Source organism: Verticiella sediminum, from assembly GCF_007558815.1.
GTDB classification, from domain to species: Bacteria; Pseudomonadota; Gammaproteobacteria; order Burkholderiales; family Burkholderiaceae_B; genus Verticiella; species Verticiella sediminum.
The window spans coordinates 1-15744 of record NZ_VLTJ01000001.1 but is presented as its reverse complement, the minus strand read 5'-3'; the positions used below and the strand labels follow the sequence as shown (position 1 = coordinate 15744).

The window sequence follows — 15744 nt, the reverse complement described above, 5'->3', positions numbered from 1 at the left end:
CGGCCTGTATGATTGCCTGTTTTCCATGCGCGCTCTCGGGAGAGTGTCATCGCCACGCCGGCCTATCTCGTTTATTCCAGCCGCCGCGTCGCGCCGCTGTTGCTGCTCGGCTTCGCCAGCGGTTTGCCGCTGGCGCTCACCGGCGGCACGCTGCAGGCCTGGGCCACGGTGGAGCTGGTCGATCTGCAGGCCATCGGCTTTCTGACGCTGGTGGGCTCGGCCTATACGCTCAAGTTCCTCTGGGCCCCGCTGGTGGATCGCTACGCGCCGCCCTGGCTCGGGCGGCGGCGGGGCTGGATACTGGCAACGCAGCTCGGGCTGGCGGCCGCCATCGCCGCGATGGGCCTGTTTCCGCCGTCCTCCGCGCTGCTGGCGCTGTCGCTGCTGGCGGTGCTGGTCGCGTTTCTGTCGGCGACCCAGGACATCGCCTTCGACGCCTATCGCACCGAAGTGCTCACGCCGGCCGAGCGAGGCGCGGGCGCCGCGGTGTCGGTGCTGGGCTATCGCATAGCCATGCTGGTCTCGGGCGGGCTCGCGCTCATCATCGCCGACGCCTGGATCGGCTGGCAGGCCATGTATGTCGTCATGGGCGCGGCGATGGCGGCGCTGGCCATCGCCACCTTTTTCGCGCCCGAGCCGGACACGCCGGCGGCGGCGCCGCGCAACCTGTCCGAGGCGATCCGCGGGCCGATGCGCGAGTTCTTCTCGCGCAAGGGCGCCTACGTGCTGCTCGCGCTCATCGTGCTGTACAAGCTCGGCGATGCGTTCGCCGGCGCGTTGTCGACGACGTTCCTGATCCGCGGCGCGGGCTATTCCGCCACCGAGGTCGGCGCGGTGAACAAGGTGATGGGGCTGGCGGCGACCATCGTCGGAGCCCTGGTCGGCGGCAGCCTGCTCGCGCGGCTGGGCCTGTATCGCTCGCTCATGGTCTTCGGGCTTGCGCAGGCGGTATCGAATCTTTCATACTGGCTCATTGCGGTCACTCCGAAGAATCTCGTTCTCATGGCCAGCGCCATCGGGTTCGAGAACCTTTGCGGCGGCATGGGCACGGCGGCCTTCGTCGCGCTCATGATGGGGCTTTGCAATGCGCGCTTCACCGCCACCCAGTATGCCCTGCTGTCGGCGCTGTCGGCCGTGGGCCGCACCTACCTCGCCGGCCCGCTCGCGCCGCCGCTGGTGCAGGCCTTCGGCTGGCCGGGGTTCTTCCTGGTGACCGTCGTCATCGCGCTGCCGGGGCTGTGGTTGTTGTATCTGCGGCGCGAGGCCATACGCGAGCTCGATCGTCCCATCACTTCCTAGCGTTCCGATACCCATGACCCATCCCCTTCCCCTGCAGGATGCGCCCGCGGCGCTGCGCGAACTCATGGCCCGCCTCGGCCCGCGCTGGCACCAGGACATCCGCGCGGCCTCGGCCGAGGCCAAGGCCGCCTACGCTCCCCTGCTTGCCGCCGTGGACAACAGCCATGCCGAGGTGCTGCGCGACGTGGCCTACGGCGAGCACCCGCGCCAGACGCTCGACGTCTTCGTGCCCAAGGCCGTCAAACCGGGCGCGCCCGTGATCGCCTTCGTGCATGGCGGCGCCTTCATGCGTGGCGACAAGTCGGGCCCCCAGGGCATGTTCGACAATGTGCTGTACTGGTTCGCCCGCCATGGGTTCGTGGGCGTGAACATCGAGTACCGGCTGGCGCCCGAGGCGATGTATCCGGACGCGGTCCACGACGTGGCCGCCGCCGTGCAGTGGATGCACACGCACATCGCCGAGCATGGCGGCGACCCCGCGCGCATGTCCCTGCTGGGGCATTCGGCGGGCGGCACCCATGTGGCGAGCTACGTTTTCGATTCGGGGGTCGGTTATCTCGGCCGGCACCTGGCCGCCAACATCCTGGTCTCGGCGCGCCTGCGTGCCGACCGCTCGCCCGAGAATCCCAACGCCGGCGGCGTGTCGTCCTATTTCGGCGATGATTTCTCGGTATACGAGCGGCATTCGCCGATGCTGTTCGCGCATTGCAGCCCGCTGCCCACCTTCGTCGTCACGGCCGAGTTCGAGAACCCGCTGCTCGACATCTACGGGCTGGAGTTCGCGCATCGCCTGGCCGTGGCGCGCCGGGTGGCGCCGCGCTTTCTGCAACTGCCGCGGCACAACCACGCCTCGATCATGGCGCACTTCAACAGCGGCGAGGAGATCCTCGGCACGCACATCCTGGACTTCCTGCGCGAGGCCGGCGCGGCCTGAGCGCAGGGCAAGCCTCTCACGCGGCGCTGCTCGCCTCGCTGCTGCGCGCGAGCAGACGCAGGCACTGCGTTTCCTGTTCGTCGATCTCGGCCAGCGTCTGCTCGATGTCCTCGCGCTTTTGTTCGAGCATGCGGCGATGCTCGCGCAGCACCTGCAGATAGCGCTCGAGCTGGCGGCGGCCATCCTGCGGCGAGGCATACATGCCGATGAGATCGCGGATCTCGGCCAGCGAGAGCCCCAGCCGCCGCCCGCGCACGGCCATTTTCAGGTGCGCCCGGTCGCGCGCGGTGTACACGCGCCGATTGCCCCGGCGCGTGGGCGACAGGATCGCCTCGTCCTCGTAGAAACGGATGGTCCGCGGGGTGATGCCGAACTCTTCCGCGAGTTGGGATATCGTCCAAGTGGTTGACGAAGTCATGAAGGGTCTGGCACTTTACGTAAACGTAAAGATATTGTAGGCAGAGTAGCGCTGCGATGCGAGCGGCGCGGAAACGGAAAAACGATGAATCCCCTGGAACAACAACTCGATTATCCGCTGGGCGACACCCAGCCCGAGGCCGGCCATGTATTCGACGTGGCGCCCGGCATCCGCTGGGTGCGCATGCCCCTGCCGTTCGTGCTCGATCACGTGAACCTGTGGCTGCTGCGCGACTGCGTCGACGGGCGCGAGGGCTGGACGGTAGTCGATTGCGGCATCTCGCGCGACGAAGTGAAGGCGCACTGGGAGCACGTGTTCGCGCACGGCATGGACGGCCTGCCCATCGTGCGCGTGCTGGTCACGCACATGCATCCGGACCACGTCGGTCTGGCGGATTGGCTCTGCGAGCGCTTCGAGGCGCCGCTGGCGATGACGCTCACCGACTACACGACCGCGCGCCTGTTCTCCCAGGCCTCGGTGCAGGGCGGCGCCACCGGCGGCGAGAACGCGGCGCAGTTCTTCCGCCGTCACGGCATGCTGGACGAGGGGGCGCTGCAGCAGCTTCGCGAGCGCCGCAAGTACTACAACAACCTTGTACCTTCGGTGCCGCCGTCGTTCGATCGCATCGTCGACAACCAGATGATCGAGATCGGCGGCAAGCAGTGGCAGATCATCATCGGCGAAGGGCACGCCCCCGAGCATGCGTCGCTCTACTGCGCGCAGGAAAAGATCTTCATCGCCGGCGACATGGTGCTGCCGCGCATCTCGACCAACGTGAGCGTGAACGACATGGAGCCCAACGCCGACCCGCTGCGCCTCTATCTCACGTCGCTCGACAAGTACACCTTCATGCCCGAGGACACCCTGGTCCTGCCGTCCCATGGGCGCCCGTTCCTCGGCCTGCACACCCGCATCCAGCAGCAGCGCGACCATCACGCGGCCCGCCTGGACGAAGTGCGCACCGCGTGCGCGGAGCGCGCCATGTCCGCGGCGGACGTGGTGCCGATCATGTTCCACCGCAAGCTCGACCTGCACCAGCTCACCTTCGCTCTCGGCGAAGCGCTGGCGCACCTGCACATGCTCTACTTCCAGGGCGTACTGCGCCGTTTCTTGGACGATCAGAACGTCATCCGCTTCGAGACGGTCTAGCACGCCGCGCCGAGGCTGCGGCCCGGCGCGTCAGGCCAGGGCGGCGTCGAGGCCCTTGGCCTCGGTGCCGTCCGCATCCTCGCCGGGCGCGCGCAGGTGAGCCACCGCCTCGGCCTCGGTGCGGAAGAACTGCTCGGCCGGCACCCGCTTGAGCAGGCCGTCCTGACGGAAGGCGTCTTCCACCTGTTTCTTCACGGCCGCGAAGTAGAACGTCACGCCCCGGTCGCGCAGCTCGGCGATCAGAGTATTGAGCATGTCCAGCCCGGTCGTATCGATGTCGTTGATGGGCAGCGCGTCGAGCAGCACCCGGCGCAGGCCGGGCTCGCGCTGGATGGCGTCGCGCAGGTAGCGTTCGAGCTGGGGCGCGCTGACGAAGTTCAGCGACGCATCCATGCGCACGGCGAGCAGATCGGGCGCCAGCCTCGGCAGGGCGAAGCGCGCGCGGTCGCGCAGCGTGCCGTCGGGGTGGATCGACACTTCCACCAGCCGCGGATGCGAGCGCTGGTAGAGGTAGTGCACCAGGGCGAGCAGAAAGCCGGTCAGCACGCCCCACTGCAGTTGGGGCGCGGCGATCAGCGTGGCCGCGAAGGTGGCGATGGCGATCAGGGCCTCGGCGCGCGAACTGCGCCACAGGTTGATGAACCAGGAAGGACGGATCAGGTTCAGCACCGACACCACGATCACCGCGGCGAGAAACGCCACCGGCACCCAGGCCAGCGCCGGCGTCAGCCAGAGCAGCGCGGCAACGATGCATAGCGCGGTGAAGACCGCCGCCCAGCCGCTGACCGCACCGGCGTAGAGGTACAGCGCGGAGCGCGAGAACGACGCGCTCACCGGGAAGGCCCCCGACAGCCCCGAAGCCACCTTGGCCAGGCCCTGGCCGATCAGCTCCTGGTTCTCGTTCCAGCGCTCGCGCCGGTCGCGGGTGATGACGCGCGCGCTGCTGACGGCCTCGATGAAGCTCACCAGGGCGATCACCGCAGCCAGGGGCAGCAGCAGGCGGATCTCCTGCCAGCTCGGCACGCCCGGCAGCACGAGTTGGGGCAGGCCCGAGGGCAGGTCGCCCACGATGGCGCCCCCGGAGACATGAAACGGCGTGAGCCAACTGATGAGCGTGCACACCACGCCGGCGATCAGAATCAGCGGAAAGCGGCGGCTGTGCTTCTTGAGCACGAGCAGGAAGGCCAGCGTGCCGACGCCGAACGCGAATGCCCCCCAATGCAGAGTCTGCCAGACCGCGCCCGCGCCGCCGCCCATGGCGATCATGGCCTGCACCTGCTGGGCGTTCACGCCGAGCATCCCGCCCAGTTGGGACAGCAGGATCAGCACGGCGGCTGCCTGGGTGAAGGCGCCGATCACGGGGCCCGAGAGGAAGTTGACGATGGAGCCGAGCTTGAGCGAGCCGAGCAGGATCTGCATGACGCCTGCGAGCAGGGCCAGCCAGATCGCCAGTTCGACCCATTCCGGCGAGGCGACGGCGGCCATCCCGGCGAGCGAGCCGGCGACGAGCATGGAGGTGAGCGCGGTGGGGCCGGCGCCGAGCAGGTTGCAGGAGCCCCAGAGCACGCCGATGACGGCGGGCAGCAGGGCTGCGTACAGCCCCGTGATGGGCGGCATGCCGGCCAGCACTGCATAGGCCACGGCTTGCGGGATGAGCACCAGCCCGACGGCGATCCCGGCCCGGGCGTCCGCCCCGATGACTGAAAGCGTGGGGCGTCGCCACGCGAGAAAAGGAAGCCAACGCCGCATCATTGCCCGCATGGGGCATAAGCTTATCACTAGGAAGCGTTAGGCGATTCGTGCCTTCCGTCGCGGCACCCGGCTCGGCTCCGCGCCCGCCGACACCCGGCGACCCGATGGCCGAGCCGGGCGCCCGCCGCAAGCGACGTCCCGCCTATTTGCCTGGGCGCAACGTGCTGGAGACGGCATGCACTCGGGTAATGCGGGCTTCCTCGAGCATCTCCTGCGCGGCCACCCCGGTCTCTTCCATGAACGCATCCATGTCCCAGCCGACCGGCCGGCCGTTCACCATCACGAGATTGCCGCCGACGACGACGGCGCGGATCTGGTCGCGTTGGTAGAACCGCACGAGCTCCCATTCGAAGTCGCAGGACGGCAGCAGCTCGGGCATCCGGGTGTCGAGCAGGAGATAGTCCGCGGCCAGGCCGGGCTCGATCGCACCCGTGATCGAGCCCAGACCGCTTGCCCTTGCCCCGCCGCGCGTCGCCGCCTCGACCCAGGTCCAGCCTGCACCGCAAGAGAAGTCCAGAACCGGCATGCCGTGCGCAATGCGCTGACAGCTCTCGGCGGCGTCCATGTTCCGGAACCCGTCCATGCGCGTTGCGTCCGTGCCCAGGCCCATCGCTATGCCTCGGCGCGCATATTCCAGCGCGGGTGCGACGGCGTTGCCCTTCCACTGGCTCGCCACCGGGTTGTAGCTCACCCCCGCGCCGGTATCCTCCAGCAAGGCGACTTCATTCGCGCTGACCAGCGTGGCGTGATGCAGCAGCGTGAGGCGGTGCAGAATACCGAGTTCGTTCCAGAGTTCGATGGGCCGCTTGCCGAAACGGACGATGCAGTCGTGCACGTCGGGGAAGTGTTCGTTGGAATGCATCTGGAACAGCAGCTTGTCTTCGACGCAGAACTTGCCGATCTCCGACAGCGCTGCCAGCTCCAGGCCCGCCAGGGACTCGCCGTAGAAGCCGAAGCACAGCGACGGATGTACCCGCGGATGCGCACGGCAGGCGGATACGTGGTCTTGCGCGGTCCGGATGACGTGGGCGGCGGACGGAGAATCCGTCGACGCAGCCACGCCCGACACGAGCCGGATTCCGGAATCGACCGCCGCCCGATGCACGGCTTCATTGTTCTCCGGCGAATTGCGATTGAAATTCACGAGGGTGGTGAAACCGCCCCGCAACGCTTCCAGGAACATCAGCTTTGCCGACAGATAGGCGCGTCTTTCGTCGAGCGCGTCTTCCAGAGGCACCCAGATCCGCCGCCAGATCTGGGTGGGCTCGCCGCAGATGTGCGCCTTGCCGAAAGTCTGGCCCGCGTGCGTGTGCGCATCGACCATGCCGGGCATCATGGCGGTGTGCCTGAGTTCGAGCACCGGTTCGTCGGGTTGCCGCTCCCGGAACGATTGCATCGTCTCGACCGATGCGATCTTTCCGGAAGCCACCACCACCACGCAGTCGCGAACCGGACCTTGCGGCGTCACGACGAGCGCCGGTGCGATCGCGTACGAAGGGGAACGGAGCGCTTCGAATGGTGTGTTCACGCTGTGCTGCCCGTGAGTTGGTCTTGCTGCAGGGTAGCCGCCCGAAACGCGAACGCACAGCAATTAATTGCCGCGCGAGGGCGGCGCAATCTGCGCCGGCGCGGCGGCCGAAGAAAGCGCCGGCGCCGGCGGTTTGCGCCCGGACCGTGCCGGACCCGCGCTCACTGCTCCCAATGCACCACACGCCGACCCAGGACCACGAACAGCAGGTCCAGCAGCGCGCCCAGCACACCGAGCTGGATCAGTCCGACGAACATGCGGTCCATGCGCAAGTACTGGCGTGCTTCCTGCAAGCGGTAGCCGATACCCGACGACGCCCCCGTGAGTTCCGCCGCAACAAGGCTGAGAAAGGCCAGCGCCGCGCCCATGCGCAGGCCGGCGAGGATGTGCGGCGCCGACGCCGGGATAACCACCTGGAAGAACTCGCGGGCGAGCGGCGCGCCGAGCGAGCGGGAGGCGCGGATGTAGGTCTGCGGCACATGTTCCATGCCGTGGTGCGTGTTGAGCCACACGGTCAGGCCGACGGCGAAGGAAATCACCGCATACTTCGACTCGTCTCCGATGCCGAACCAGACGATCGCCACCGGCACCAGGGCGATGACGGGAATCGGGCGGGCCAGCGTGAGGAAGGGATTGAGCGCGAAGCGGAAAAAACGCGTCCTCGACGTCAGCAGGCCTACGATGATGCCGACGATCGAGCCGATGCTGAATCCGACGATGGCGCGCTTGAGCGACGCGCTCAGGTCGAGCCACATCGTGCCGCTCCGGTACATCTCCACGGCGGCGGCCCACACCGCCGGCGGCGACGGAAACAGATCGGTGGACACGACACCGCTGGCTGCGAACAGCCACCACACGCAGACCACGCCGGCCAGGGACACCAGGACCTTGGCGGGTTCGACGAAGATGGAAAAAAACCTGGCGATCCGCATGTGCGGAACGTTGGCTGCAGCCGTCATGGTCTGGTCCATTGGGTCACCCTTGATTGATCGTCTGTCCGGAAGGCGCTGCGCAGATCGCGGCGCCCTCGACGGCTATTCGCGTGCCCAGCGGCGTGGACAGCCACACCAGTTGCCGGGCGATACGCTCGAAGTCCGTGCCCGTTGCCCGGGTCGGCTGGTGCGCGTCGTCGAGCACGATAGGGTGCAGGCATACCCGCGCCACCTCGCCCGCGCATAGCTGCACGTACGCCACATAGCCGTCCTTCGACATGCCGGCGCGCATCTTCATCACCACCGGCGACGCAGGCTGGGACCATTGCTCGGCCATATAGATACCGGCGCTGTAGAGAATCGGTCGGCCGCGATGAAATTCCACACCTTGCACGGCATGCGGGTGATGACCGTGGATCACGCTCGCGCCCGCGTCGATCAGCGAACGCGCCAGGGGCGCCTGGTATTCCGCAAGCGCTCCCCCGCTGCCGAACCCCCAGTGCAGGCTCACCACGACATGCTCGCACTGTTCGCGCAGTTGCCGCACGCGGCGTACGGCGTCGCGCAGATCCTCGTCGAGCGGCCAGGTGCGTATGGCCACGGCCGACGGATCCCCGGGCTCCTCGATCTGGATCAGGGGGTTGATTTCGTAGCTTGTGCGGATGCGGATGCATGCGATGCCCGGCCCGGCCTCGGTGGCGCGTGCGCCCGCGGGTGTGAGGCACGAATACGCCAGCACGCCGATGCGCAGCCCGTTCACGTGGCGAATCACGGGCGCCGCCGCCTCGTCGAGCGTGCTTCCGCCGCCGATGACGCTGCAGCCGGCGCCGCGAAGCGAGCGCATCGTGCTCTCGAGCCCCTCCCACCCGTAGTCCACCGTGTGGTTGTTCGCGACGGACAGCACATCGAAGCCGATCACGCCCAAGGTCGGGCCAACGGCAGGATCCGCCCTGCGGACCCCGGTCTTCTCCAGCGGCACGCCGCCCTCGGCAAGGGCCATTTCGAAGTTTCCGATGGCCAGGTCGGACGCGTGCAGCAGCGCGTGCACCGCGCACGCCTTCTCGCCGGGCGCGTGCTGCGGCCGGATCGCGACGAAGTCGCCGGCCAGCGCGAGGATCGCGGACGCCATCGGGCTGCTCGAAGCCGGCCGACTTCAGTCCAGCCGCACGCGCTCGGGCGCCAGCGTGGCCAGCGGCTTGTCATGGATATAGCCGCGCAGCGCCTGCGGGCTGCCTTGATCTTTCTCGACCTTGATCATGCCCTTGTCGGCCACCCAGGCAGCCTGCTCGCTCATGTACGTGGCCAGATCGTTCGTCAGGATCAGGCGATGGTCGTAGTCGGGCCACATGGAATCCAGCACGTCCAGCGTCATCACGCCCTTGCTCGCCCGGATCACGGCTTCCTTGGCCGCAGTGGGATCGTTCACCACAACCTCCTCGCCTTGCAGCACGGCACGAAGGAACTTCTCCACGTCGTCCGGGCGGTCCTTGATCATGGCCGGCGAGGTTGCCAGCAGGATGTGCGCGGCGTATCCGGTGGCCTTGAGTTCCATGTAGTCGTCGCCGAGCAGTTTCTTCGCCTGCGCATAGACGCTCGGGAAGGGAACGCTGGCGTCGATGTCGCCCCGCACGAGCGCGGGGATGAGGTCCGCCGGCGTCGCATTGACGATCGTCGCGGTTGCGTTGCCACGCTGCAGCAACACCGCGGTGAGGTATTCGACACTGGTGCCCAGGGTCGTACCCAGCCTCACGCCATCGAGGTCGGCGGGAGAGTCGAACTTCTTCATGCGCTTCTTCGAGGCGATGGCGCGCTGCCCGTTGTACCGGGCCACGTCGGCAATGATCATGAAGGGCTGCCTGCGCAGCGCCGCGATCGTGGCTGGCAGATCGGCGAACACGGCGAAGTCGGCCTGTCCCCCGGCCAGTGCCTCCAGCGTTTCGCGGCCGGTGGCCGTCGGAATGAGCTGCACGTCGAGGCCTTGCTCCTCCCACAGCTTGCGCTCGGCCGCGATCAGGATCTGCGGGATGTCGGAATTGAGCTGCACCGCAAGGGTGATGGGCTTGGGCGCCTGCGCCGACGCTGGCAGAGGCAGCACGAGGCAAGCCACGAACACCTGCATGAGGACGAGAAGACGTCGCATGGTGGAGCTCCTTTGGACATGGGCATGAAAGGAAGCACCGATGATTGCGTGCCGGACGCACTGCACCAAGCAATTAATTGCGTGGCCCGGCGCGCCTCACTCCTTACCATGCCTGCACCGACAGGAGGAATCCCATGTCTGCTGGAACCCTGGTCGAAGCCACGACGGGCAAGGTGGAAATCCGCAATCTGAGAATCACGTACAGGACGACCTCGGGCGCCGGCCTCGCGCTGGACGACACCGACCTCGATCTGGAACCCGGTTCGTTCGTCTCGCTGATCGGCCCTTCGGGCTGCGGCAAGTCGTCGCTGCTCAACGCGCTCGGCGGCTTCATCACGCCGTCGGGCGGCAGCATCCACGTCGACGGCAAACTCGTCAAGCAGCCGACACCGGAGGTCGGCGTGATCTTCCAGCAGTACGCGCTCTTTCCCTGGTTCACTGCGATGGGCAACATCGTCTTCGCGCTCAAGCGCTTCGGCCTGGCCGAAGCGGAACTGCGGGATCGCGCCATGGAGGCGCTGCGCGAGGTCGGCCTGGCCCAGCATGCAAAGAAATACCCGGGTCAGCTCTCGGGCGGCATGAAGCAACGGGTGGCGGTGGCCCGCACGCTGGCATCGCAACCCAGAGTGCTGCTCATGGACGAACCGTTCGGCGCGCTGGATGCACAGACGCGTCTGTCCATGCACGAGTTGCTGCTGCGGGTGTGGGAGCGGCATCGCATCACCGTACTGTTCGTCACGCACGACGTCGATGAAGCGCTGTTGTTGTCGGATCTGGTGCATGTGATGTCCGCAGCGCCGGGAAGAATCATCCGCACGATCGAGGTTCCCACGCCGAGGCCACGCAGCGTCAACGATGTCGATGTGGACGTGCTCTCGCGCCGTACCGAAATTCTCCACTGCCTCAAGCACTGAAGGACGGCCCCGCCATGCGCGCCTTGCTGATCAATCCGAACACGACGCCCGCGATCACCGCCAAGGTGCTGGCCGCCGCGCAGGCGTTCGCCCCGGACATCGCCTTCACGGCCGCGACCGGGCGGTTCGGTGCCGCCTACATTGCATCGCGCGCCGCGTACGCGGTGGCGAGTCATGCCGCACTGGACGCCTGGGCCGCGCAGCACGCAGGGCAGGATGCGATCATTCTCGCCTGCTTCGGCGACCCGGGGCTCGACGCACTGCGGGAGCTGTCCGACGTGCCCGTCGTCGGCATGGCCGAGGCTGCCGTGCATGCCGCGATGCAGGCTGCGCCGCGCTTCTCCATTGTCACCGGCGGCGCGGCATGGAAACCGATGCTGCAGGACTACCTGGCCGCCCGCGGACTGGCCCACGGCATTGCGAGCATCCGCACCGTGGAGCCGACCGGCGCTACGCTCGTCAACGCCGCACAGGAGAGCGTGGCGCTGTTGCACGAGACCTGCCTCGCCTGCATCGAACGAGATGGCGCAGAAGCGATCGTCATCGGCGGCGCCGGTCTGGTGGCTTTCTCGGCGCCGCTGCGCCGGATGCTGCCGGTGCCGCTCATCGACGGGCTCGAGGCAGCCATCGCAACGGCCGGCACGGCAACGAGACTGGGCATACGCGCCGCTCCGCTTCGGTGCGCCGCGGCCGATTCCACCGGCCTTTCCGACGCGCTGGCCGCCGCTTTACGGTGCCGCCCGCACCATTGACGAGCATCTCGTCGGCGCGCGAGCCGGCGCGAATAATGGCACGGATCTTTCATGTGGTCAGGGGTTGTCCAGAACCACCACTGCGGGTTTCCTGCCGGCTCCGTCCCATATGCTCACCATCGCGCCTTCCATGGCGGCTGGCGGCCACGATTCGATTGCCTCCGGACTGTTTCTCTCCGAGAACGCAAGCCTCGTGGGCTGCCCTTCGACGCTGCTGGATATGCTCACGCCACAAGAGCAGGCACAGGTGCGAATGCGCGGCCGTACGAGGTTGATCGAAGCGGGTGACGATGTCTTCGTCCAGGGTGATCGGCATGATGGAATCTACCTGATCGAGCGCGGCCAGGTCCGCGTGTTCTACACCGCGCCTTCCGGTCGGCAGATCACGCTGGCTTACTGGAACGCGGGCAACTTCGTCGGCGGTCCGCAGGTGTTCGGCAACAGCGTCCATTCATGGTCCGGCGTCGCGACGATGGACACGACGGTGTTGATGCTGCCAGGGCTGGCGTTGCGCGCACTGGTGACGGATATCCCCGCGCTTGCTGTCGGCATCATCGAGGGGCTGGCTTTCAAGGGCGAGTGTTATTCCGCCCTGGCGCAGATGCTGGGTACACGCTCGGTCGCGGAAAGGCTGATCCACCTGCTGGTGCGGCTCTCCGAAATCTATGGCGTGGCCGAAGACGCATCGATCCGCATTGCGGCGGACTTCAATCATGCCGATCTGGCCAACGTGGTCGGCGCCACGCGCCAGTGGGTGACCGCCATGCTCAGCCGCCTGCAGGATCAGGGCGTCGTCCGTATGCATAAGGGACAGGTCGTGATCGTCGATCGGCGCAAACTGCTCGCGCTGGAGCGCAGCAGTCGCTGATGCACGCCATCGCGCGTAGTTTGAAAGTGAATGCAACGAAAAGGAGCGCAAGGCCCCGGGCATGGTCTATGCAGGCGGGTGCCTCGCCGCGTGCTCGTCGCCGTGGCTGCGCCCGCTCTTCAAACTTCGCTGCAGAGGCAACATCATGAATGCACAGGACCGTCAGGCCATCGAACAGGTCTTCTCCCGTCTGGAGGCAGTCGAGCGCCAGGCCGGCCCGCGCGACGGGGAGGCCGAGGCCATGATCCAGGAGCGCATGCGCACCCAGCCCGGCTCGGCCTACTATCTGGCCCAGACCGTCGTGATCCAGCAGCAGGCGCTCGAGAATGCGCAGCGCCGCATCCAGGAACTGGCGCAGCAGGGCGGCCGCTCGGGCGGCGCCGCGGGCCAGCAGACGGCCGCCGCCGGGACCGCTGCCGGCGGCTTTGGCCGCTTCGGGTTCGGCCGCAGCGCCGCGCAGCCGACCGCGAACGCCGCGTCGGCGGTGCCTGGCGCGCAATCCACGGGCTTTGGGCGTTCGGCCGGCGGCGGGTTTCTTGCCGGCGCGGCACAGACGGCCGTCGGCGTGGCCGGCGGGATGATGCTGGGCAGCCTGCTCGGCGGCATGTTGGGTGGCGGCAACACGGCGCACGCCGCGGAGCCGGCGCCCGAGCAGGCCGCCGATCCGGCCGCGGACGCCGGTCAGGACGAAGGTGGCTGGGACGACGGCGGCGGCATGGACGACATGGACATGGGTGACTTCTAAGGCCTTGCGCGCACATGTGACGGCAGGAGCGTCCACCATGGCCGGATCGCGCCGCCGTCTGACTCTCGCCATGCTCGCAGGTGCGCTCGCCGCTTGGCCCGCGTTGCGGGTCCGCGCTCAGGCGGCGCCGTCCGGCGTCTCTGTGCCCGCCTCGGGCCCGGCCGGGGCGGCGCTCCGCCTGTCTGCGCAGGATCTGGCGCCGGTACTCGAGCAGGCGCGCACGCTGCGTCGGCTGCAGACCCTGCTGGTGGCCCAGGAGGGCCGCCTGGTCGTCGGCGAGGCCTTCGGCGGTGCCAGTCTGGATCGTCCGACCAATCTCAAGTCGATCTCCAAGTCGCTGCTGTCCGCGCTCGTCGGCCGGGCAATCGCCGAAGGCGCCGTGCCCGATGTCCGGGCCCGGGCCGTATCGCTGCTGGGCCGTCCATTGCCGGCGCAGGCCGATCCCCGCGTGAAGGACATCACGGTCGAGGACCTGCTGACCATGCGCGCCGGCCTGGAGCGCACGTCCGGTCAGTATTACGGGCGCTGGATCGCGAGCGCGAACTGGGTCGACTACGTCTTGACCCGCCCCATGGTGGCCGAGCCCGGCGGCGTCATGCTCTATTCGACCGGCAGCACCCACCTGTTGTCGGCGATCCTCACCGCGCAGACCGGACGCAGCACGCTCGCGTTGGCGCGCACATGGTTGGGCGAACCGCTGGGCATCGCATTCTCGCCCTGGGACCGCGACCCGCAGGGCATCTACCTGGGCGGCAACAACATGGCGCTCTCGCCGCGCGCCCTGCTGCGCGTCGGCGAGCTGTATCGACAGGGCGGCCTCGCCGATGGCGAGCGGGTGCTGCCTGCGGACTGGATCACGGCTTCCTGGCTGGCGCGCACCCGTTCTCCGTTCACGGGCGACGGCTACGGCTACGGCTGGTTCGTTTCCCAGGTGGCTGGCGAGCCGCTGTACTACGCCTGGGGCTACGGCGGGCAACTGCTCTACATCCTGCCCGGGCTCGGCCTGACGGTGGTGTTCACCTCCGACACCAGCGCCCCGACCGGCAGCGACGGCTACGCCCGGATGTTGCACCAGACCCTGCTGGGCCGGATCGTGGCGGCGGCGCAGGGCAGAGCGTAGCGCCGCCGCACGGCCGCGTCCCGGCGCGATAATGCCGGACGTTACTCCCTCACACCGACGCTCGCCGCGATCCGGCGCCGCCCGTGGTCCGTGGTCCGATGCGCGAGCTGCTTACCTGGAGACAGCCGATGTCCGCTCTTATCGTCGAACGCCATGGTCCCGTGACCGTTTTCCGCCTGAACCAGCCCGAGTCGCGCAATGCGCTGAGCTTCGAGATGAAGCAGGGCTTCATCGAGCACGTGCCGGCCTTCCTGGGCGACCCCGAGCAGCGCTGCCTGGTCCTCACCGGCACACAGGGGGTGTTCTGCGCCGGCGGCGACATCCGCACCATGCGCGGGGACCGTTCGGCGCCGGCGATCCGCACGCGCATGGCCTCCAGCCACGCCTGGCTGCTCCCGCTGATGACCTGCGAGAAGCCCATCATCACCGCCGTCAACGGCCCGGCCGTGGGCGCCGGGCTTTCGTTCGCGTTGCTGGGCGACATCGTCATGTCCGCCGACAACGCCTATTTCATGGGCGGTTTCGCCAAGCTGGGCGCCGCGCCCGACCTCGGCCTAGCCTGGTCGCTCACGCGTTCCGTGGGTGCGCAGCGCGCCAAGGATCTGCTGCTCTCCAACCGCAAGGTGTCGCCCGAGGAGGCGCTGGCGATGGGCATGATCGGCCGCGTCGCGCCCGCCGAGGCGCTCGAGGAGCAGGCGCTGGCGCTGGCCGCCCAGATCGCCGACGGCCCCGCCGTGTCGCTCGGGCTCACCAAGCGCCTGGTGGACAGCGCGTTCCGCTCGCCGGCCGAATACCTGGAGATCGAGGCCTACGCACAGGCGACCGCCTTCGGCTCGACCGAGTTCGACGAGGGCGTCAAGGCCTTCCTGGAAAAGCGGCCGGCGGTGTTCCGCCGCTGAGGTTCGCATGGCTATGGCCTTGCGGCGCCTGGCTGCTTTGCAGATCAGGTATCCATGGCGCTGCGCGCGCCACGCTGCGGTATGACACTGCGGCGATGCGATCCAGGGCTCACCGGATCCGGCTTGTAGGGTGCAGGTTTTGGGGCGGCGGGCCCGAGCAAGAAGCCGCAGCACGGGCACGTCGGCTCGTGCCGCGGCGGCTCGATCAGTCCTCGAACACGTCGTCCAGCTTCGCCGCATCCAGCACGCGCAGCAGCCATATCTGAAGGGTGTCGACCGACGCGGTCTGCACGC

Annotated in this window: 15 protein-coding genes; 9 read left to right on the top strand and 6 right to left on the bottom strand. The window is 68.0% G+C overall.

Annotated elements, in window-relative coordinates:
- Positions 1-12: 12 nt before the first annotated feature.
- The gene (locus FOZ76_RS00075; protein ID WP_425473206.1) at positions 13-1299 is read left to right on the top strand and encodes a muropeptide transporter; all 1287 of its coding nucleotides are present in this window, start codon (positions 13-15) and stop codon (positions 1297-1299) included.
- A 13-nt stretch (positions 1300-1312) separates the two neighbouring features.
- On the top strand, positions 1313-2233 hold the full coding sequence (locus FOZ76_RS00070; protein ID WP_143946079.1) for an alpha/beta hydrolase: 921 nt from the start codon (positions 1313-1315) through the stop codon (positions 2231-2233).
- A gap of 16 nt (positions 2234-2249) precedes the next feature.
- Here FOZ76_RS00070 and FOZ76_RS00065 read toward each other — a convergent pair whose 3' ends face one another.
- Positions 2250-2651 (bottom strand): MerR family transcriptional regulator, encoded by a 402-nt coding sequence (locus tag FOZ76_RS00065; RefSeq protein WP_143946078.1) that lies wholly within the window; start codon positions 2649-2651, stop codon positions 2250-2252.
- 84 nt (positions 2652-2735) lie between these two features.
- Between FOZ76_RS00065 and FOZ76_RS00060 the strand changes: the two genes are divergently transcribed.
- Complete coding sequence (locus tag FOZ76_RS00060; protein WP_143946077.1) at positions 2736-3800, top strand: MBL fold metallo-hydrolase; 1065 nt, start codon at positions 2736-2738, stop codon at positions 3798-3800.
- Positions 3801-3830: 30 nt separating this feature from the next.
- Here the strand turns inward: FOZ76_RS00060 and FOZ76_RS00055 are convergent, their stop codons facing one another.
- The 5 genes from FOZ76_RS00055 to FOZ76_RS00035 form a co-directional block, all read right to left on the bottom strand.
- On the bottom strand, positions 3831-5549 hold the full coding sequence (locus FOZ76_RS00055; RefSeq protein ID WP_281282909.1) for a SulP family inorganic anion transporter: 1719 nt from the start codon (positions 5547-5549) through the stop codon (positions 3831-3833).
- A 145-nt stretch (positions 5550-5694) separates the two neighbouring features.
- Entirely contained in the window at positions 5695-7080 is a 1386-nt protein-coding gene (locus FOZ76_RS00050) for an amidohydrolase family protein (protein WP_143946075.1), read from the bottom strand.
- Positions 7081-7241: 161 nt separating this feature from the next.
- On the bottom strand, positions 7242-8039 hold the full coding sequence (locus tag FOZ76_RS00045) for an ABC transporter permease (RefSeq protein ID WP_211365895.1): 798 nt from the start codon (positions 8037-8039) through the stop codon (positions 7242-7244).
- A 16-nt stretch (positions 8040-8055) separates the two neighbouring features.
- On the bottom strand, positions 8056-9141 hold the full coding sequence (locus tag FOZ76_RS00040) for a CapA family protein (protein WP_143946073.1): 1086 nt from the start codon (positions 9139-9141) through the stop codon (positions 8056-8058).
- A gap of 24 nt (positions 9142-9165) precedes the next feature.
- Positions 9166-10152 carry an ABC transporter substrate-binding protein gene (locus FOZ76_RS00035; protein ID WP_143946072.1) on the bottom strand — a complete coding sequence of 329 codons (987 nt, stop codon included), beginning with the start codon at positions 10150-10152 and terminating at the stop codon, positions 9166-9168.
- Between the two features lie 134 nt (positions 10153-10286).
- Here FOZ76_RS00035 and FOZ76_RS00030 point away from each other — a divergent pair, with 134 nt between their 5' ends.
- The 6 genes from FOZ76_RS00030 (at position 10287) to FOZ76_RS00005 (ending at position 15450) form a co-directional block, all read left to right on the top strand.
- Positions 10287-11066 carry an ABC transporter ATP-binding protein gene (locus tag FOZ76_RS00030; RefSeq protein ID WP_143946071.1) on the top strand — a complete coding sequence of 260 codons (780 nt, stop codon included), beginning with the start codon at positions 10287-10289 and terminating at the stop codon, positions 11064-11066.
- A gap of 14 nt (positions 11067-11080) precedes the next feature.
- Positions 11081-11818, top strand: coding sequence for an aspartate/glutamate racemase family protein (locus tag FOZ76_RS00025; RefSeq protein ID WP_143946070.1), 738 nt, complete (start codon positions 11081-11083; stop codon positions 11816-11818).
- A gap of 109 nt (positions 11819-11927) precedes the next feature.
- Complete coding sequence (locus tag FOZ76_RS00020) at positions 11928-12686, top strand: Crp/Fnr family transcriptional regulator (RefSeq protein WP_143946069.1); 759 nt, start codon at positions 11928-11930, stop codon at positions 12684-12686.
- Between the two features lie 145 nt (positions 12687-12831).
- Positions 12832-13431, top strand: coding sequence for a DUF2076 domain-containing protein (locus FOZ76_RS00015; RefSeq protein ID WP_143946068.1), 600 nt, complete (start codon positions 12832-12834; stop codon positions 13429-13431).
- 37 nt (positions 13432-13468) lie between these two features.
- Entirely contained in the window at positions 13469-14551 is a 1083-nt protein-coding gene (locus tag FOZ76_RS00010) for a serine hydrolase domain-containing protein (protein WP_143946067.1), read from the top strand.
- Positions 14552-14679: 128 nt separating this feature from the next.
- Complete coding sequence (locus tag FOZ76_RS00005; protein ID WP_143946066.1) at positions 14680-15450, top strand: enoyl-CoA hydratase/isomerase family protein; 771 nt, start codon at positions 14680-14682, stop codon at positions 15448-15450.
- The last annotated feature ends 294 nt before the right edge of the window (positions 15451-15744 follow it).